The 17,709-nt window shown below is 47.2% G+C and carries 18 protein-coding genes and 4 pseudogenes; 10 read left to right on the top strand and 12 right to left on the bottom strand.

Annotated elements, in window-relative coordinates; genetic code table 11:
* From TZ48_RS10835 to TZ48_RS10820, 4 genes are all read left to right on the top strand, one after another.
* Window positions 1–469, top strand: a 469-nt coding sequence (locus tag TZ48_RS10835; protein ID WP_239670795.1) for an enoyl-CoA hydratase-related protein, incomplete at its 5' end; no start/stop codon positions are given.
* Window positions 470–477: 8 nt separating this feature from the next.
* Window positions 478–1,647, top strand: a complete 1,170-nt coding sequence (locus tag TZ48_RS10830; RefSeq protein ID WP_112479156.1) for an enoyl-CoA hydratase/isomerase family protein — start codon at window positions 478–480, stop codon at window positions 1,645–1,647.
* 66 nt (window positions 1,648–1,713) lie between these two features.
* A complete protein-coding gene (gene mmsB, locus TZ48_RS10825) occupies window positions 1,714–2,628 on the top strand; it encodes a 3-hydroxyisobutyrate dehydrogenase (protein WP_112479155.1) in 915 nt (304 codons plus the stop codon).
* Between the two features lie 13 nt (window positions 2,629–2,641).
* The gene (locus tag TZ48_RS10820) at window positions 2,642–3,400 is read left to right on the top strand and encodes an SDR family oxidoreductase (protein WP_112479154.1); all 759 of its coding nucleotides are present in this window, start codon (window positions 2,642–2,644) and stop codon (window positions 3,398–3,400) included.
* A gap of 176 nt (window positions 3,401–3,576) precedes the next feature.
* Here the strand turns inward: TZ48_RS10820 and TZ48_RS10815 are convergent, their stop codons facing one another.
* From TZ48_RS10815 to TZ48_RS10800, 4 genes are all read right to left on the bottom strand, one after another.
* The gene (locus TZ48_RS10815; protein ID WP_112479153.1) at window positions 3,577–4,074 is read right to left on the bottom strand and encodes an outer membrane beta-barrel protein; all 498 of its coding nucleotides are present in this window, start codon (window positions 4,072–4,074) and stop codon (window positions 3,577–3,579) included.
* A 10-nt stretch (window positions 4,075–4,084) separates the two neighbouring features.
* Window positions 4,085–4,345 (bottom strand): hypothetical protein, encoded by a 261-nt coding sequence (locus TZ48_RS10810; RefSeq protein WP_162674541.1) that lies wholly within the window; start codon window positions 4,343–4,345, stop codon window positions 4,085–4,087.
* 312 nt (window positions 4,346–4,657) lie between these two features.
* Window positions 4,658–5,080 (bottom strand): hypothetical protein, encoded by a 423-nt coding sequence (locus TZ48_RS10805; protein ID WP_112479151.1) that lies wholly within the window; start codon window positions 5,078–5,080, stop codon window positions 4,658–4,660.
* Window positions 5,081–5,213: 133 nt separating this feature from the next.
* Entirely contained in the window at window positions 5,214–5,627 is a 414-nt protein-coding gene (locus TZ48_RS10800; protein ID WP_112479150.1) for a helix-turn-helix domain-containing protein, read from the bottom strand.
* A gap of 135 nt (window positions 5,628–5,762) precedes the next feature.
* Between TZ48_RS10800 and TZ48_RS10795 the strand changes: the two genes are divergently transcribed.
* The gene (locus tag TZ48_RS10795; RefSeq protein WP_112479149.1) at window positions 5,763–6,956 is read left to right on the top strand and encodes a C45 family autoproteolytic acyltransferase/hydrolase; all 1,194 of its coding nucleotides are present in this window, start codon (window positions 5,763–5,765) and stop codon (window positions 6,954–6,956) included.
* 70 nt (window positions 6,957–7,026) lie between these two features.
* Here TZ48_RS10795 and TZ48_RS10790 read toward each other — a convergent pair whose 3' ends face one another.
* Window positions 7,027–7,257: a PAS factor family protein gene (locus TZ48_RS10790; protein ID WP_112479148.1), complete on the bottom strand. Its 231-nt coding sequence runs from the start codon at window positions 7,255–7,257 to the stop codon at window positions 7,027–7,029.
* Window positions 7,258–7,422: 165 nt separating this feature from the next.
* Window positions 7,423–9,089, bottom strand: a pseudogene (locus TZ48_RS10785) (electron transfer flavoprotein-ubiquinone oxidoreductase).
* 136 nt (window positions 9,090–9,225) lie between these two features.
* On the opposite strand from TZ48_RS10785, the gene TZ48_RS10780 reads away from it, so the two are divergent.
* Window positions 9,226–9,975 carry an electron transfer flavoprotein subunit beta/FixA family protein gene (locus TZ48_RS10780; protein ID WP_112479147.1) on the top strand — a complete coding sequence of 250 codons (750 nt, stop codon included), beginning with the start codon at window positions 9,226–9,228 and terminating at the stop codon, window positions 9,973–9,975.
* Between the two features lie 18 nt (window positions 9,976–9,993).
* Window positions 9,994–10,938 (top strand): electron transfer flavoprotein subunit alpha/FixB family protein, encoded by a 945-nt coding sequence (locus TZ48_RS10775; RefSeq protein ID WP_112479146.1) that lies wholly within the window; start codon window positions 9,994–9,996, stop codon window positions 10,936–10,938.
* Window positions 10,939–10,997: 59 nt separating this feature from the next.
* Here the strand turns inward: TZ48_RS10775 and TZ48_RS10770 are convergent, their stop codons facing one another.
* The gene (locus TZ48_RS10770) at window positions 10,998–11,207 is read right to left on the bottom strand and encodes a hypothetical protein (RefSeq protein WP_112462747.1); all 210 of its coding nucleotides are present in this window, start codon (window positions 11,205–11,207) and stop codon (window positions 10,998–11,000) included.
* A gap of 205 nt (window positions 11,208–11,412) precedes the next feature.
* Here TZ48_RS10770 and TZ48_RS10765 point away from each other — a divergent pair, with 205 nt between their 5' ends.
* The 3 genes and pseudogenes from TZ48_RS10765 (at window position 11,413) to TZ48_RS10755 (ending at window position 12,622) form a co-directional block, all read left to right on the top strand.
* Window positions 11,413–11,811, top strand: coding sequence for an ACT domain-containing protein (locus tag TZ48_RS10765; RefSeq protein ID WP_112479158.1), 399 nt, complete (start codon window positions 11,413–11,415; stop codon window positions 11,809–11,811).
* Window positions 11,804–12,271, top strand: a complete 468-nt coding sequence (locus tag TZ48_RS10760; RefSeq protein WP_112479145.1) for an NUDIX hydrolase — start codon at window positions 11,804–11,806, stop codon at window positions 12,269–12,271. The genes TZ48_RS10765 and TZ48_RS10760 overlap by 8 nt, the downstream gene beginning before the upstream one ends.
* Window positions 12,258–12,622: pseudogene (locus TZ48_RS10755) on the top strand (MmcQ/YjbR family DNA-binding protein). The gene TZ48_RS10760 and the pseudogene TZ48_RS10755 overlap by 14 nt, the downstream one beginning before the upstream one ends.
* A gap of 31 nt (window positions 12,623–12,653) precedes the next feature.
* On the opposite strand, the pseudogene TZ48_RS10750 reads toward TZ48_RS10755, so the two are convergent.
* The 5 genes and pseudogenes from TZ48_RS10750 to TZ48_RS10730 all read right to left on the bottom strand — a co-directional run bounded on the left by TZ48_RS10750 (window position 12,654) and on the right by TZ48_RS10730 (window position 17,591).
* Window positions 12,654–13,792: pseudogene (locus tag TZ48_RS10750) on the bottom strand (dihydrolipoamide acetyltransferase family protein).
* Window positions 13,789–14,815 (bottom strand): annotated as a pseudogene (locus TZ48_RS10745) (alpha-ketoacid dehydrogenase subunit beta). Before TZ48_RS10745 ends, TZ48_RS10750 begins: the two co-directional pseudogenes overlap by 4 nt.
* Window positions 14,808–15,902 carry a pyruvate dehydrogenase (acetyl-transferring) E1 component subunit alpha gene (pdhA, locus tag TZ48_RS10740; protein ID WP_112479144.1) on the bottom strand — a complete coding sequence of 365 codons (1,095 nt, stop codon included), beginning with the start codon at window positions 15,900–15,902 and terminating at the stop codon, window positions 14,808–14,810. Before pdhA ends, TZ48_RS10745 begins: the two are co-directional and overlap by 8 nt.
* Window positions 15,903–16,260: 358 nt before the next feature.
* Window positions 16,261–16,653, bottom strand: coding sequence for an SMU1112c/YaeR family gloxylase I-like metalloprotein (gene gloA2 / locus TZ48_RS10735; protein ID WP_112479143.1), 393 nt, complete (start codon window positions 16,651–16,653; stop codon window positions 16,261–16,263).
* Window positions 16,569–17,591: a LysR family transcriptional regulator gene (locus TZ48_RS10730; protein ID WP_112479142.1), complete on the bottom strand. Its 1,023-nt coding sequence runs from the start codon at window positions 17,589–17,591 to the stop codon at window positions 16,569–16,571. The genes gloA2 and TZ48_RS10730 overlap by 85 nt, the downstream gene beginning before the upstream one ends.
* Window positions 17,592–17,709 lie beyond the last annotated feature (118 nt).

Here is a 17,709-nt window from a genome sequence, read left to right as displayed (position 1 = left end):
CGGGTATGCCATGGGAGGCGGGCTTGAAGTTGCTTTGGCGTGTGATATTCGAATTGCCGAGGAGCACGCCGTGATGGCGCTGCCTGAAGCCAAGGTTGGCCTACTGCCATGCGCAGGTGGTACCCAAAATTTAACTGCTTTAGTAGGAGAAGGTTGGGCTAAGCGGATCATTTTGTGCGGGGAGAAGATTGATGCATCACAAGCTCTTCAAATCAAACTGGTAGAAGAGATTGTGAATTCGGGAGAGGCGTTAACTGCTTCGACCAATCTTGCTAATCAAGTTGCCCATCAATCGCCATCTTCCGTTACAGCTTGTAAAGCTCTTATCCAAAATAATCGCCAGCATTTTATTTCTCATGGGCTAGTCAAAGAGCGTGAGCTGTTCATTCAACTGTTTGATACTGAAGATCAGCGAGAAGGCGTCAACGCCTTTCTAGAAAAGCGTTCACCACAATGGAAAAATCGTTAGGAGGCGCCATGTCTACAACCAGTTCAACGTCAAACTCGTCGCCAGCGACTCAAGATACCGTTCGATTTCAAGAAATCGTATGTAGTGACCAACAGAGCAAAATTGCCGTTGCGACCCTATGCAATCCTAAAGCCCTCAACGCTCTTACTCACAATATGTTGGTGTTGCTTAATGACCAACTTGAAAAGTGGCACGACGATGACGCGGTGCTGTGCGTGATACTGGACGGTGAAGGAGAGAAAGCGTTCTGTGCCGGCGGTGACGTGCGTACTCTGCATGACAAAATGAAACACGCACCAATAGAAGATGCAAAAGCCTACGCTGAAGCATTTTTTGGCACAGAATATCAATGTGACTATCTCATCCATACATATAGCAAACCCATTATTGCATGGGGCGAAGGCATCGTAATGGGTGGTGGGATGGGGCTCTTTATGGGGGCGTCTCACAAAGTGGTGACACCAGATTCCCGATTAGCCATGCCAGAGATTCATATCGGGTTGTTTCCCGATGTTGGTGCGACCTATTTTCTGAACCGTCTCGACGATGATATTGGTTTGTTCCTTGGACTTACGGGCGTAATGATGAATGGCACCGACGCCCTCGACGTCAGACTTGCTGATCATATGAACGCACCGACGGACAAACAAAAGCTACTGCATCAATTGCAGCAATCGGATTGGAACAGCATTGAAGACAGCTATGACTACTTAACAGAAGTACTCACCGAGCTTGCAGACAATGCCAACATCGCCAAACCTGCTGCTCATCTTCTGCCGTTAATTCCTGACATTCAACGTGCTTGTGCGTCCGATACGCTTGAAGAAGTGTTTGATAACATTCAGGCGTTACCTTGTCACGAAAAGTGGATGCAAACGGCTCAGCGCAATTTAATGGATGGCAGCCCAATTACCGCGCACATTTGTTTTCGCCAGTTAAAACAGTATCACCATTTGTCATTGGCCGATTGTTTTAGGCTTGAACTGATCTTGGGGCTGCGTAGCGTCGAGTATGGCGAATTTCGGGAAGGGGTGCGTGCACGCTTGGTGGACAAGGACGGCATGCCCCATTGGGCATACGCGCACATCAGCCAGGTGCCAAAGTCAGTGATCGACAACTTGTTTACTTCACTGTGGCGTGAGCAAGAGCACCCACTTGCGTTACTAGGGCATCATTAAGTCGCGCAGACAAACAATGAATCTCTTTTAAACCATCGATGAATTGAAACAGCCAAGGAGGTTGTGATGAGTCAGCCAACAGACACTAAGGTTGCGTTTATTGGGCTAGGAAATATGGGCAGTCCGATGGCGAACAACTTGCTCAAAGCAGGCTTCAGCGTGCAAGTTTACGATCGAGTATCGGCGTTATCGCAACCTCTTGGCGACAAGGGCGCTCTTGTTTGCCATAGCCTGGAACAGGTGCTCGATTCGGCGAGCGTTGTAGTGACCATGCTACCAGCCAGTGAGCATGTCAAAGCAGTTTATCTCGGCTGTGATGATGAGAAAGGCATCATTGAACTTGCATCGAGTGACACTTTTCTTATCGACTGTTCAACCATTGATCCTGACTCAGCGCGCCTGGTTTCAAGAGAATCTCAAAACAAAGGGTTGGAGTTTGTCGACGCTCCTGTTTCCGGAGGCGTTGCTGGTGCCAGTGCTGGTACGTTGACGTTTATCGTAGGTGGCAGCGATGAAGGGTTTACCAAAGCCAATAACTTGCTGTCTTTCATGGGTAAAAATGTGTTTCATGCGGGCAAAGCGGGCGATGGGCAAATGGCAAAAATTTGCAACAACCTGATTCTCGGCTCTGTCATGGCAGCGACTTGTGAATCCCTTAGTCTTGGTATGGACAACGGTCTCAATCCTGAGGTGTTATCAAATATTATTCTTCAGAGCTCTGGCAGAAACTGGGTTTTAGAACTATATAACCCTTGTCCGGGAGTAATTGAGCACGCGCCAGCGAGTGCCCAATATACTCCCGGTTTTATGTGTAAGTTGATGTCAAAAGATTTGGGGCTTGGGCTAGAAGCGGCAAAAATGAGCCAATCTTCGGTGCCCATGGGAGCGTTAGCTCATAGTCTCTACGCACTCCATAACCGAAACGGAAATGCGGAGTTGGATTTCTCGAGTCTTTTTGAGTTTTTTCGCAATAAGCAGTAGAAGGGAGAAGTAAATGGAACTTGAACAGAGCGTTATCGCTATTACTGGTGCAGGACAAGGATTAGGTCAAACTATGGCGACAAGCTTAGCTCAGCAAGGAGCGAGCTTAGCACTGCTCGATGTCAATCAAGACGCCTTAACAGAGACAAAAGAACTTTGTGAGGCATTTGGGGTAAAAGCGCAAACTTATCAGGTCGATGTCACCAATGAAGAGCAAGTAGAAAAGGTATTTCGTGACATTGTCACGGAATTTGGATCTTTGAATGGGTTAGTCAACAATGCGGGCATCTTACGAGACGGAATGCTAGTTAAATCTCGAGACGGTGAAATCAGTAAAATGTCTCTGGGTGACTTTAATGCCGTTATCAATGTGAATCTTACCGGTACTTTTCTGTGCGGACGTGAAGCGGCAGTACAGATGATTGAATCCGATTCTCGAGGGGTCATTATTAATATTTCCAGTGTGTCGAGAGCAGGCAACATGGGGCAAACCAACTACGCGGCTTCCAAAGCAGCAGTCGCAACGATGTCATCCGTATGGGGTAAAGAACTTGCTCGTTACGGCATCCGTTCTGTTGCTATTGCACCAGGCGTTGTGGAGACGTCGATGACAGCATCAATGAAACCAGAAGCCCGTGAACGTCTGGAAAATATGGTGCCAGTGCGCCGCATGGCGGATCCATCAGAGATTGCTCATACCGTACGTTTCATTTTGGAAAATGAGTACGTTAATGGTCGAGTGATTGAAGTGGATGGTGGCTTGGTTATATAAGGTTAACCGTAAGTGAGTACAGTCCCCTGGATTATTTCTGGGGGCTGCTTTTTTTAACGCTATGTTTCTTTTGGCAGCGGTTTTTTGAAATAGCGGTTGTGTTGAAGTAACAACTGCTTTGAAGTAATGGCCGTTTTGAAAGGGTAAGTGCATCCATGCACTTAAGTACAGAGCTATTAGAAGCGGTAATCGATACCAAAGTAAACTGCTGACAAAGAATACTCACGCTTTGAAATAACGGACACGTATTCCGCGTTTAGTCCTAGCTCTTCTGCAATCTCAAAACGAGCGCCGAGACCAAAACTAGGGCTGCTTGTAGTTCGACTACCATTTGAGAAATAGTCGCCACCTCTAGCTTGAGTAAAACCAGCAAGGCCATAAACCTCAAAGCCTGGATCGATCTCGTAGCTGCCGCGCACATACAGGCTGTTGTATGATCTTAGGTCATTGATATAGCTATCATGAGTATTCACACCGCCGAAACGGTATTCAGCACCAATGTTTTCATTAAATCGATAACCGGCCATTAAATATCCAGTTGCCGTGCTCAAATCATGAACCACATTGTGTTGGTTGCCGTAGCCAATACTTGCACCGGCATACAAACCTTGTGCGAGCGTTGGCAATGCAAATAGTGATGTTGATAGTAGTAAAAGTTTATTCTTAAGTTTCATATACAATTTCCTAACGATTGTTGTGTAGTGATGTGCTTTCCAAATCTAATGATTCAAAAATATTGAGTGCAGCGGTAAAACCGGTGCTAATTAAAGAGCTACTTAAATACTCTTTTCGGCTAACCATATTGCTGAGTAGGTGCAATATCTGGATTAGTGATAGTCGTCGGCTTTGATCAAGCTCCCAAGAAGGCTCAACGTCGAGTCTGTCACCCTTGAGTGCGGATAGTAGAGGCAGTTTTAAGGCTTCAAATTCCTGTTGATGTTTCAAAATCAAGCAGCTTAATGCTCTGATTCTTAGTCGGTTTTTATCAGACTCGAGTAGCGTGCGTCTCTCCGATGACAAGCCAGCTACTTGATTATGATTTAGTAAATGAATTGGCCTAATTCGCGATGAATAACTTGCTGCCGATAGAGTACACAGGTCAGGAATACTCACTTTGTTTTCTAAAGGTTCTTGCAACAAACTGCTATGTGCTGTCGAAATAAAAATGCTCGGTATAACTCGTCTATTTTCCACGTGAAGACCGCCTTATATTGCTTAATTCAGTAATGACAAATTTGAGTGGCAAATAACCCGGTGTTATTCAGTGCTACTTTCAATCACCTTGCGTTTGATGACTGCAGTAAATCGATTGTCAGTGGAGTTTGCCGACACTAATACCCAGCCTTGGCTGTTCATATAATTGAGCGCATCCATGGGAGAGTTAAAGGAAAGGGTTTTTCCTTTCTCATCTCTAAGTAGGTCTTTATTTTTGAGGCCGATTTTGAGCGCTTGACCGAAATCTACTTCTACTTTCCATTGGGTAAGACTGAGCATTTTCCCCGACGCGATGACCATCGCATATTGCTCGGTTTGGTTTGATCTAGGCTTAGGTTCTGGCGAGTTAGGTTCTGGCGAGTTAGGTTCTGGCGAGTTAGGTTCTGGCGACTTAGCAGCCAATGCCGTTGAGCACATGGCAAGTGTTAATAAAGGGGTTAGAAAAACTTTATAAATGGCTTTCATGGCTGCCTCCAGTAATCTCGGGCTCAAAGTAAGCACCTTGTGTGCGATTGAGGCTTAGATTACTAGAGGGCTTTTCCATTATTCGGAAAGGAACGGAGTAAATTGTATGAATTATGGATGTTGACTTTGGGTATTAGTCTTCGCTGTCACCATCGCGCTTTTTCAAAGATGCGTAGAAGTTAGAGAGAAACTCAATGTCCTCTTTAGGCGCGGCTAGCATGAGATCGAGAAACTTTAGCGTACTTGCCGAAAGCGGCAGTTGACCACCATGTAAACGCTCTAACTGAGTCATGGGGAATAATTGCAGTATGCTCACATCAAGCGCTTTGGCAATTCGGAAAAAGTCCAAAATGGTGAAATGACTCTTCGCTTCACGATCCATTTTCTCATAAAGAGCAGAGCGGCCAATGTCCGCCTTTTTAGCCAGCCCGTTTTTAGATAGCCCCTCTTGAACCATGAGCGCCTCGATTCGCTCTATGACCATTTTTCGAAATACCGTCTCTTCAACGCCAAAAAACTCGAATCCTTCCGTTTCTATTTCTGCCATCGCCTTTGTCCGTTTTTCTGGAATCAGTCCCTTAATGGTATCTGAATTTCGGAAATTTGAAATGATAATTTAATAGCCAGACACGAAGACACATACCGTCTCTACTGATTAACCAAATACATAAGGGTAAACATCATGCTAACGACGAAACGCGCAATCCTTGCTACTGCACTTGCATTATCTGGCGCAGCTCAGGCGATTTCTCTTGAGCCTGCTCCAGGTCTGGATGTGAACCAGCCTTACTATGCTCCTCAAGCATTTGTGCAGCAGGAAAGCCTACCAATTGTGGATATTCGAGGTGTAAAACCAGCAGACTACGCTGAGCTATTTGAGAAGCAGGTTGGCGAAGAAGTTCGACGTGGTATTAAGGAAGCGCAGTACGTTTATAAGCTAGCAGGGATCAATGTGGTCGAGTTTGAGAAAAACTCAATGAAGGTGTTAGAAAACTCTCGAAAGTTAAATCCTGAATACTTTGAAATCGTTGAAGCGCTGGCCAAAGTGGGCGGGATTTCACTAGAAACCATGTTCACTCTATCGCAACTAGATGCCGCATTGGCATCGGCAGCCCAGTCTGCGCTAAGTGGATGTACAACAGTAAGTTTCGCTGGCACAGGTGTTGTTGGTCAGGTAAACGACACACCATCACTTTCTGGGGGTAACTATTGGGTATTGCAAGCGGATGACTATGTACAGGTGATGGCGTCTGGCTTCTATGGCTCAGGTCAAACGCTCGGTAAAGATATTGGTGTTGTGATTAACTTCCAAGGCACTGACTCTAAAGGTGTTGGGCTCGAAGCAGACAGTGCGATTGAGCTAGGTGCGCTGCAAAACTATCTCGTGCGCAATGCTAAGAACGTTGATGATGCGGAAAAGATCCTAGACCAATATCGCACAGTAGTGGCTTCTCATTTTAACTTTGCTGATAGCAAGGGTAATACCGTTGGCGTTGAAATGCTTGATGGTGAGAACTATGTGATTAAACGTCCTGCTGGTGTTGGTCACGCTAACCACTCTGAGCGCCCGGGCATTATGCAAGCCTTCGCAGAATCTGTTGGTCTAGGTGAGAAAAGTGTGCAACGCACGGTTGCGACAGCATACACCGAGTGGCGCGCTGAGTTTGCACAGCAGTTCATCGACAACACGCCAGAGGGCAATGTCGATGCTGCTAAATATGTCTTGAATACTAAGCCAATCGCACAACATGCAGCCTATGGTTCTGATTTTATTTCGACACTGACAGCAGTAATGGATACGAAATCGGGTTGTATGGAAGTGGCGCCAGGGGTAGGTGATTGGAATGACTTCCAGCGAGTGTGCATTGAGAAATAACGCTCTAGAATGGGATATTGCTTAATGAAAATGCCAGCAGTCCTTTTATGACAGCTGGCTTTTTTAATTATTAATGCTCAGGCGTTTCTAACAAACGAATGGCACTTTCTACAGCGGCATTCATTGCCTGGTCATTTTCAAACTTACCGGACCCAGCAGGACCAAGCACGCTCGCAAACAGATCGGCCTGTTTATTGAAAGGCAGATCTAACTGCTCATAAAGGTTTTGTCTGATTTCAGCATGCTCTTCTGGCATTTTGTTGGAGAGGCTAACAAGCGTTTGATAAATTAACTCTTTCATGGTGTATCCATTTTCTTTTTTACTACGGGGGAGTGTGATTGTAGCGAGCTTGATAATGAGTTTCTTATGCAACTGTCACACTACTGATTGTCAATGGATTTATTTACCCTACTGGTCTAACAGTACTAGGCATCGATACAAGTGTTGCAGTGAAGTTTTCGTTGTTCACATACCGCGATAATTTGGCCCTCCGCCCCCTCTGGAGCAGTCCAATCGATGTTAGCTGATGGATCTTTTATGTCGCATGTCTTGCAGTGCAGGCAATTGGTGGCGTTGATTTGCAACTGTGGCTGTCCACCGGAATCGAAAATTTCGTACACCCCTGCTGGGCAGTAGCGTTGGCTGGGTTCATTGTACTGAGGTAGGTGAGTCTCAATTACCAGAGCGGGGTCGCGCAGATGAAGATGACACGGCTGGTTTTCTTCATGTTGGGTGCCAGAGAGAAACAACGAGGAAGGCTTGTCAAAGCTTAGTTTTCCATCTGGCTTGGGGTAGTCAATGGGCTTAGATTGGTCGATTCCATCAAGGCACATATGATCTTCGGTACGATCCAGTACTCTCCATGGCACTGACTTCTTAAACAGTTTCGGCCACCAGTTTTGTTCGAGCACATTGATAAGACCACCAATAGGTTCACCAAACCGATGAAGGTTAGCACCAAAGTTTTGGGTGCTTTCCAGCTCATCATAAAGCCATGAAGATTCAAATTCAGCTTGATAGTCTGCCTCACGATCTGGTTTCGGTGCTAATAGAGACTTAAATACCGCTTCTGCTGCCAACATGCCTGATTTCATAGCGGTGTGGCTACCTTTAATTTTCCCCATATTGAGCGTACCAGCATCACAGCCAACGAGCAGGCCGCCGGGAAACTGCTGCTTCGGTAGAGAGCGTAATCCGCCTTTGGCAATGGCTCTTGCTCCAAAACATAGTCGTTCGGCACCTGATAAATATTTGGCAATCGCGCGATGATGTTTAAAGCGTTGGAACTCTTCAAAAGGATCTAGGTGAGGGTTGCGGTAATTGAGGTCGACAATCAAACCAACCGCAACCTGGTTATTGGGTAAGTGATATAAAAAGCTACCTCCAGTGGTACCCGTTTCACTCAGTGGCCAACCGACACCGTGAATAACGCGCCCTTGTTTATAATGGGGGTGCTCTTTTGGCAGTTGCCACAGCTCTTTAAAACCAAGCGCGTAGTGTTGGGGCTGCTTGTCATGGTCGAGAGAATACTTGTCTATGAGTGATTTACCGAGGTGGCCGCGAGCACCTTCCGCAAAAATGGTGTATGGGGCGATGAGATCAATGCCGGGCTCGAAGTTTGGCTTTTTCTCTCCGTTTTTATCCAGACCCATGTCAGCGGTTTGCACACCTATCACGCTATTATCTGACTCATGCAAAATCTTGCTCGCGGCGAAACCAGGGAAGATTTCGACGCCTAACTGCTCAGCTTGTTCGGCTAACCACCGACATAAGTTTCCAAGGCTTATGACGTGGTTGTCTGAGCTGTTTTGTAAACTGTTCGGAGTCAGAAATTCAGGTATTACGACATGATTGAGGTGAGTTGTGAGATACAAACACTCATCGCTGGTAACGGGGTTATTCACAGGTGCACCGAGACTTCTCCAATCGGGGAGTAGTTCATCTAACGCTCGAGTTTCAAATACTGCGCCGGAAAGTATATGCGCACCGACTTCGCTGCCTTTTTCAATCACACAAATTGCTAGCGGCTTTTCTTGCTGCTGTTGAAGTTGAGCTAACCGAATGGCAGCAGAGAGACCAGCGGGGCCAGCGCCTACAATCACCACGTCAAATTCCATTGATTCTCTTTGCATGTTGTACACCTCGGTTGCCATCCATCGGATCTTAAAGATGTTACGTATAACTATAGTGCAGTTGACGTAAACGTAAACTTAACTAAGCTCAATTTATAACCACTTTATGGCGTTTGTGCTTAAAACAGGAGGGTGTATGAAGGTATTAGTGGCGGTTAAACGTGTCATCGATCCCTATGCAAAAATCCGAGTAAATGCCGATGGGTCTGGGGTTGAAACCAGCAATATGAAAATGTCGATGAACCCATTTTGCGAGATCGCTGTTGAAGAGGCCATTCGGCTGAAAGAGGCTGGTTTAGCAACAGAAATTGTAGTGATCAGCATTGGCGACAGTACGGCTCAAGAGACACTTCGTAATGCTCTTGCCCTAGGGGCTGATCGCGCCATTCATGTTGAAACTGAGTCGATGTTAGAGCCTTTAGCGGTTGCAAAAGTGCTTAAGCAAGTCATGTCCCAAGAACTACCTCAACTGGTGTTAGTGGGCAAGCAATCTATCGATACCGACAACAACCAAGTTGCTCAGATGCTCGCCGCTCTGACTGATCGTCCACAAGGTACATTCGCGTCGAAACTTGTCATAGAAGGTGAATCAGCGTTGATAACAAGAGAAGTGGATGGCGGACTGGAAACATTGAGTTTGCAGTTACCAGCGATTATCAGCACTGATTTACGCCTCAATGAACCAAGGTATGCCTCTCTACCCAACATAATGAGAGCGAAAAAGAAGCCGCTACATGTCGTTCCTATAGAATCATTAGCGGTTGATATTGAATCGCGTCAACAGGTGTTAGAAGTGATGGCTCCGAAATCACGCGCAGCGGGTCAATCGGTAGCGAGTGTCGACGAGCTGGTGGATAAGCTCCGTAATGAAGCCAAAGTGCTTTGACTAAGGGGAGGGTAAATCATGGATAGTAAAACACTGGTCATTGCTGAACACGATAATAACAATATCGCCGCAGATACGCTGAAAACGCTGCATGCTGCTAGCCAGATTGGCGGTGATATTGCTGTTCTTGTGGTAGGCAACAACGTCACAGCAATAGCGGAAAGTTTATCAAAAGTGAAGGGAGTAAAGCAGGTACTCCGTGTCGATGCCGAGCAATTCAAACATCCCACCGCTGAAGATGTCGCTCCTATCATTGTTGAGTTGAGCGAGGCGTTTACGCATTTTCTTGCACCAGCAACAACGTTTGGTAAAAACCTGATGCCGAGAGTGGCGGCGCTGCTTGATGTTGGGCAGTTGTCAGACGTTATTCAAATCGAATCATCCGATACTGTTATTCGCCCGATTTATGCCGGCAACGCACTAGCACGCGTAAAGTCCGACGATTCTAAGTTGGTCATGACGATTCGTGGCTCAGCGTTTGATTCGGCTAGTACGAACAGCCAAGAACATGCATCAGTTGAAGCGCTTGAGCCGCAGGCTTCTCAACAAACCCTGGCTCGCTTTATTGATTCTCAACAGACGGTATCAGAGCGCCCCGACTTTTCGTCGGCAAAAGTCGTTATATCAGGAGGTCGAGGTCTAGGCAGTAAAGAGAATTTTGCATTGGTTGAGCGCTTAGCCGACAAACTGGGTGGTGCTGTTGGCGCATCAAGAGCTGCGGTGGACGCTGGCTTTGTTTCTAACGACCTTCAAGTCGGTCAGACGGGCAAAATTGTTGCGCCTGAGCTCTACATTGCGATTGGCATCTCCGGAGCGATTCAGCACATGGCGGGAATGAAGGACTCGAAAGTTATCGTGGCGATTAACAGTGACCCTGACGCGGCGATTTTTGAGGTGGCAGATTATGGGTTAGTTGGAGATTTATTTGAAATCATGCCGGAGCTGATTGATAAGGTGCCTTAGCCTATCTTTCGTTGTTCAAACACACCACCTGACAGGGCTTAGGTTTCTTTCAAGCGACCTTAGCCTTCTTCTTTGTCGCTTTCCTTTAATGTTTTGGCCGCGTAGCGAACCGCAAAAACACACATCAACATCATAATGAAAGGTATCGAAGCCAACGACATTTCGACCCACGAATACTCAGCAAAGAACTTCGACAACAAAAGATGTGACACTATGTTGAGCACAGCAATAGCGATTGCGACGACGAGCAGCTTTGATTCTCTATTCAAAACGAACGGTTTCCTACCTACATTCCTACCTACATTCCTATTATTGAATTGGATACAGTGCTCCAATTTATCCGAAGGCTGCGAATATATCATACGGACGAAGGTGGTTTCGTGATGGTGCAAATACTTTGAAGTGTTGATGCTTGCCGTAGGCGTTTTCGAAGCGCAACATGTTGAAAATGTGTGGAAACGCTTAGGGCAAACGATGTCAGGAATTACCGATTTAGAACAGCTACTCGTATCAATGGAGCCACGTTTAGTCGATGGGGAATTTGTGTTTTGTACAGTGAAAGGCTCACTGGCTGAATTCCTGATGCTCGATATCTTAGGTTCGTTTAAAGAACAGGAAGGTTTGACTCTAGTACTTCCAAAGCTTCAGGCAGAGCAAGCTGAACTCGACTTTGAAGGGGTGTTTAGAATGATCACTTTGAACGTTCACTCCAGTCTTGAAGCGGTCGGTTTAACGGCAGCGGTGTCCAACAAACTTGCGGAGCGGGATATTAGCGCTAACGTGGTAGCAGCCTATTATCATGACCATATCTTTGTCCAGTCTTACAAAGCAGATGAGGCGCTCGCTGCACTTAAGGAGTTCCTAAGTGAGTAAACCTATTCGAGTAAAAGCAGTCTGTCTTTGTCGATATGATAGAAAAATACTGCTGGCGGAAGGTTATGATCCGACGAAAAATGAGCACTATTTGATGCCGATTGGTGGCGGGGTTGAGTTTGGAGAGCTTGCTGAACAAGCCGCGGTTCGTGAAGTTCGCGAAGAGATTGGAGCGGATGTCTCAGACCTAAACTTACTTGGCGTGAGTGAGAATAGGTTCACGTTCGATGGCGTTCCCGGACATGAAGTGGTTTTTGTCTTCGAAGGTATCCTCGAAAATTCCGATCTGTATCAGAAAGAACGCTTTAAGGGTATAGAAACGAATGGCGTCGAGTTTACGGTAAGATGGGTACCAGAAGAGGACGTTATCAGTGGGTCTATTCCTGTTTACCCAGACGGTATTCTGTCTATGCTAAAAAGAGGTGAGTTAATGAACAGGGCATTCAATGAAATACGATGAGTTTAATGAGTATTGTGGCTCCTTTACGGCTACCTCACATGTGATTCAGTGGGGGATGCGCATGTGTGGAAAGTGGGTGGAAAGGTGTTCGCGATTGGTGGTTGGAGTAAGGAGGGAAGTGAGGCTTATATCTTTAAAACTTCGGATCTTAACTTTGATTTTCTTTCTGATCACGAAGGCTACCGACCGGCTCCGTACTTTGCCAATCGAGGAATGAAGTGGATTCAGCAGACAGACACTCGCGGTCATCTAGATGAGGAGCTTCGCTACTACATTAGCGAGTCATATCGAATCGTATCTTTGGGGCTAAGTAAGCGAAAAAGAATGGAGTTGGGAATCGTTGTGGAGTGACGGGCACTGTGAGAGTGCCCAATGAGCGTCATTAACCTTGCTGCAAATGCTCCACCAACACTTTAACAAAGCGAGCAGCTTCACCACCGGTGCACGCTCTATGGTCAAAGGTTATCGAAAGCGGCAACGCTTTGACTCCAACCGCTTGTCCATCCTTCATTATTACTTTCTCAATAATTCGACCCGCACCCACGATCGCGACCTGAGGAGGTGTCACCACGGGTGTCGCGAATATCCCAGCGATAGCACCAAAGTTAGACAGGGTGATGGTGGCGTGTTGCAACTGCTCTCGTCCAATTCGTCTTGCTCTTATACCTTGGACGGTTTCATTTAACCATTGGCGGATGCCTGCTTGATCGTACTCATTAGCGTTTCTGAGCACAGGAACATACAGTCCATGGCTACTGTCTACGGCAATACCAATGTTCACGTTGGAATGGACACATCGGGTCATGGTTTCTGCATCGAACCACGCATTAAGCGCGGGTTCTGTTTGGCACGCATGTACCACAGCTTTGATAAGCCTTCCTGAGATATCCTCGCCACTTTGCCAGTTGTCTAGCATGCTTCTTCGGTGATGGTGACAGAAGCCACGGAGTGGTGCGACTGCGCCATGGTGCCAACCATGGTTCGACGTGCGCCTTTAAGAACTTCCGTGCCGGGTGCTTGCTTGTCTATTTGATCGTAAATGTCATTGTCTGTGATCACACCATCTTGGCCACTGCCTTTGACGCGAAGCAGATCGATTCCGAGCTTCTTCGCTAGCAGCCGAGCAGAGGGCATGGCGGTAATCGCGTTTTCCTCTGCGTTGTGGTGCGCCGCGCCAACCCAAAAGTCATCGACCTCAACGTGATGTGTGTGGTTGGAGACATTGCCGACAACGGTTGCCGCATCATTGGTACTTGATGACTCATTGAGGTTAGCGCCTTCCGTGACCGCCTCTTCGATTTCAATTAATAGGCTGCCAATACTGATGACATCACCTTCTTCACCATATCGTTTGACGATTTTTCCGCTGTACGGCGCGGGGACTTCGACAACGGCTTTCGCGGTCTCAACGGTAAGGATAACTTGGTCTAAGTCGACATCGTCGCCGACATTCACATGCCATTCGACAATCTCAGATTCGGCGAGTCCTTCCCCCAAGTCTGGCAATAAAAATGACTTCATTTCCAACCCTCCACTAGCTCTCTTGCTGCTTGTACGATGTCGGCCTCTTGGATCAAAAAGTAGTCTTCATTTTTGTAGTAAGGCATCACGGTATCAAGCCCGGTTACTCGCTTAGGCGGCGCTTTGAGCATGCACATGGCTTGCTCTGAAGTTCGAGTAATGATCTCTGCGCCAACGCCGCAGCTTCTGCTGCTTCATGAACGACCAATAAACGCCCGGTTTTCTCAAGTGATTTTAATATCGTTTCCATATCAATGGGTTTGATGCTCGCTAGATCAATCACCTCCACTTCGATACCAGCTTTAGACAGTGTATCCGCGGCCTGAAGTGACTCAACAACACAGGCTCCCCAAGTCACAAGCGTTAAATCCCGCCCTTTGCGAAGGGTGTAGCAAGTATCAAGAGGCAGGGCTTCACCATTATCAACCACATTCGATTTAACGGTGCGATAGATGCGTTTGGGCTCGAAGAACATAACCGGATCGTTGCAGCGTATTGCCGATAGCAACAAACCGTAGGCGCGTTGCGGTGATGACGGGATAACAACCCTCAGGCCTGGAATATGAGCAAACAGTGCTTCGACACTTTCGGAGTGATGTTCTGGCGCATGTATGCCACCGCCAAATGGCGCGCGAAACACAATTGGGCAGGAGAGACGCCCGCGGGTGCGATTGCGCATTCGAGCCGCATGACAAATGATGTGCTCCATGGCAGGAAACACGAACCCCTGAAATTGGAACTCAGCAATGGGTCGCAGCCCTTGAGTTGCCATGCCTACCGCAACACCGCCGATGAGTGCTTCGGCAAGTGGGGTATCGATAACGCGTTTAAGCCCAAAACGTTCTTTAAGGCCAACGGTGGCGCGGAATACGCCGCCGTTATCGCAACATCCTCTCCAAGCAGTACAACGCGTTTGTCTCTGCCCATTTCATGATGGAGGGCTAAATTCACCGCATCGACCAGTGTGGATTCTACTGAAGCGATAGGGCTTGCTAGGGGTTCAATATGCAGTTGATCAGCCATGTTGTCCTCCTTGCATGCGCATCGATTTGTTGATGAGTTCATCGCGCTGTAGACGAAGTTCTTTGGTGGGTTGCTCGTAGAGATAGTCAAATGCGGTTTCTGGTGCTTGAGGTGGGGTATTGAGATAGCGAGCGACGGCTTCCTCAACCAATTGCTTGCTCTCTGCGGCAAGCGCGGCTTCGTCTGAATTTTGCCACCAACCTTGAGCTTCCAAAAAGGTCTTGAGTCGTTGAATTGGCTCATACTCCCAAGCGGTATCAAGTTCGTCATCGCTTCTGTATCGAGTGGCGTCATCAGCAGTGGTGTGGTCGCTGAGTCTGTAGCTTATTGCTTCAATCAGCGTTGCGCCTTTGCCTTTGCGCGCATTGGCAATAGCGTTGCCGATTGCATCTAGCATGGCGACGACATCGTTACCATCGACTTTGAGTCCAGGAATGCCTGCGCCTTGGGCTTTATCTGCAAGGAATTCTGCCCCGCATTGTAGTGCCCTAGGGACTGAGATCGCCCATTGGTTGTTGTTCACCACAAACACTAATGGAATGTTCCAAGCTCCGGCGCAATTAATGGATTCTAGAAAATCACCTTTTGAAGTGGCGCCATCACCACAGGTTACCAGTGCGACATCGTGGTTGCCTTTGATCTTCAGTGCCGCTGCGACGCCTACGGCGTGAGTACACTGAGTCGCTATAGGGACACAAAACGGTAGGTCGGTGCATCGGTTGTCGCTATTGTTGAACTCAAAATCGCTACCGCGTTCGTCACCGCCCCAATATTGTAGGTTTTTTTCCATTGGAATGCCGCGAACCCACATGGCGGGCATGTCGCGATAGTAGGGGATGAAAACATCTCGGTGAGACAGGGCGTGGCCAATGGCGATACCTATTGCTTCGGCACCAAGGTGCGAAGGGTAAGTGCCAAGTTTGCCGGTGCGTTGAAGGGCAACGGCTTTAGCATCGTACGTTCTTGCGACTACCATGTCGCGGTACAGCTTCTTTAGGGTTGCTTCGTCAGCCCAATCGGGTAGTGGGCTAACTAAGTGTCCTTGGTAGTCGATAAAACGATGCATGGGTAATGCTTGTACGTTCATCTCGAACTCCTTTTCACATACTCTGGATAAGAGTGATGTCGATAAGGCTGAAACCAGTACGTGTTTATACGCAATGTTTCAAACGCTTGGATACTATAAGTGTAAACAAATTGTTAAATTATGCTTCAAAAGAGAAATGGCCATTTAGTAAATAAAACCTTACAGCGCTAATTATTGGATGTTATATGCTAGCTAATTGCCAAATGGTGGTGTAAAGCTCTGCTAATTCAAGGGTGAGATCTTTCGAACTGAAATATGGTTCTGAATGAGAATTTGGAGAAAATGGATAAAGTCGTCGAGATTTGAACAAAAAGGCCAATGGTGTTGGCCTTTTTATCGTCTGTTGATAGACGGAAAGTTACAATGTCACCTCTTCACAGAGCTCTAAAGGCAGTCCGTCTGGATCTTGGAAAAAGGTATAGCGCTTACCCGTGTATTCATCGATGCGAATGGGCTCAACTGCTATTCCATGACCGACGAGTTTGTTCACGGCCTGGTCAATATCATCCACTACAAAGGCAAGATGTCTTAACCCTTGTGCTTCGGGAAAACTTGGACGTGGCGGCGAACCAGGAAAAGAGAACAATTCGATCTGTGTACTATCTGGCAGTTCGAGATCGAGTTTGTACGAATCACGCGCCTCGCGGTAGTTCTCCGCCAATACGTTTAACCCCAAAACTTCGGTATAGAACTCCTTCGATCTTGGGTAATCAGAACAAATGATGGCGATGTGATGCGTTCCTTTGAGCATGGTCGGATCCTAGTTGTGTTTGATAAGTTTAGCGGGCAGCCACGGGCGACATAGTCTATAAAGACGCGCAGCCTTGCCGGCATGTACTTAGTCTGGGCGTACTGCATTGCAATCGCCCCATGATAGTTACTCTTTATTGTCCAATCAGGAAGCACGGGCACGACACTTCCATCATCGAGTGATTCTTTTATCACGAAGTCATGAAAAATACCGATACCCAGACCTTGTTTCACACCACTGAGGCGCATTTGCGAGTGGTTGATGGCGTAGCGACCAGACACAGTGACCGTGTGAAAGTCATCGTCTTTAAGAAAGTCCCATACATTGTCTCTATCGACTTCGGCCAGATAGAGACAGTCGTGATGCTCAAGATCGCTGGGAGAAGCAGGGAGGCCGTTGGTTTTAACGTAATCCGGGCTGGCACATAGCACTAGGTTAGTCGGCCCCAGCTCTTTCATCACAAGGTTTTCGTCTGGCTTGTCTGTGAGTTTGAACGCAACGTCGATACCCAGATTGAGCAGGTCATAAGTGCCATCTATGGCGCGCACTTTTAGCTGAATCTCTGGATACTGCTGGAGAAATGGTGCGATAAATGGTTGCAACACCGAGTTCAAGAAGGCTTCAGGCGCGGCAATAGTGAGAGAGCCACTTGGCTCAGCGTGATCAGATTGAGAAACTTCAACCGCTTGCTGAGCCGCGTTAACCATTAGCACGCTTTGATCGTAAACCTTTCTACCCGCTTGCGTGATAATGAGCTTTCGAGTCGTACGCTCAAACAACTTTACTGACAGGGCACTTTCAAGTCGCGTGATGGTCTTGGAGAGTGCGGATGGGGTGACGCCGAGGTTCTTCGCGGCCGCAGTAAAACTGCCCTCGTTCACGACCAAAATATAGGATGCCAAGTCCGGTAGGAGCGCGATAAGCTTGTGGTTAAACATGATTCGTGCCTCAGATTCACTAATGGTTTTCCATGTTAAGGGATAATCGTTAGCAGCACAATGAACTAAAATGATTGCATTCGTTAGATACACCAAATCAATAGAATTTGGCTATCTC

It is taken from the genome of Vibrio variabilis (assembly GCF_003263785.1).
In the GTDB taxonomy this organism is placed as follows: domain Bacteria; phylum Pseudomonadota; class Gammaproteobacteria; order Enterobacterales; family Vibrionaceae; genus Vibrio; species Vibrio variabilis.
This window is presented reverse-complemented; position numbering and strand designations above follow the sequence as displayed.

Coding starts and splice junctions, on each gene's coding strand:
- TZ48_RS10830 (WP_112479156.1), top strand. CDS start 478: ATGTCTACAACCAGTTCAACGTCAAACTCGTCGCCAGCGACTCAAGAT.
- mmsB (WP_112479155.1), top strand. CDS start 1,714: ATGAGTCAGCCAACAGACACTAAGGTTGCGTTTATTGGGCTAGGAAAT.
- TZ48_RS10820 (WP_112479154.1), top strand. CDS start 2,642: ATGGAACTTGAACAGAGCGTTATCGCTATTACTGGTGCAGGACAAGGA.
- TZ48_RS10815 (WP_112479153.1), bottom strand. CDS start 4,074: ATGAAACTTAAGAATAAACTTTTACTACTATCAACATCACTATTTGCA.
- TZ48_RS10805 (WP_112479151.1), bottom strand. CDS start 5,080: ATGAAAGCCATTTATAAAGTTTTTCTAACCCCTTTATTAACACTTGCC.
- TZ48_RS10800 (WP_112479150.1), bottom strand. CDS start 5,627: ATGGCAGAAATAGAAACGGAAGGATTCGAGTTTTTTGGCGTTGAAGAG.
- TZ48_RS10795 (WP_112479149.1), top strand. CDS start 5,763: ATGCTAACGACGAAACGCGCAATCCTTGCTACTGCACTTGCATTATCT.
- TZ48_RS10790 (WP_112479148.1), bottom strand. CDS start 7,257: ATGAAAGAGTTAATTTATCAAACGCTTGTTAGCCTCTCCAACAAAATG.
- TZ48_RS10780 (WP_112479147.1), top strand. CDS start 9,226: ATGAAGGTATTAGTGGCGGTTAAACGTGTCATCGATCCCTATGCAAAA.
- TZ48_RS10775 (WP_112479146.1), top strand. CDS start 9,994: ATGGATAGTAAAACACTGGTCATTGCTGAACACGATAATAACAATATC.
- TZ48_RS10765 (WP_112479158.1), top strand. CDS start 11,413: ATGTCAGGAATTACCGATTTAGAACAGCTACTCGTATCAATGGAGCCA.
- pdhA (WP_112479144.1), bottom strand. CDS start 15,902: ATGAACGTACAAGCATTACCCATGCATCGTTTTATCGACTACCAAGGA.
- gloA2 (WP_112479143.1), bottom strand. CDS start 16,653: ATGCTCAAAGGAACGCATCACATCGCCATCATTTGTTCTGATTACCCA.
- TZ48_RS10730 (WP_112479142.1), bottom strand. CDS start 17,591: ATGTTTAACCACAAGCTTATCGCGCTCCTACCGGACTTGGCATCCTAT.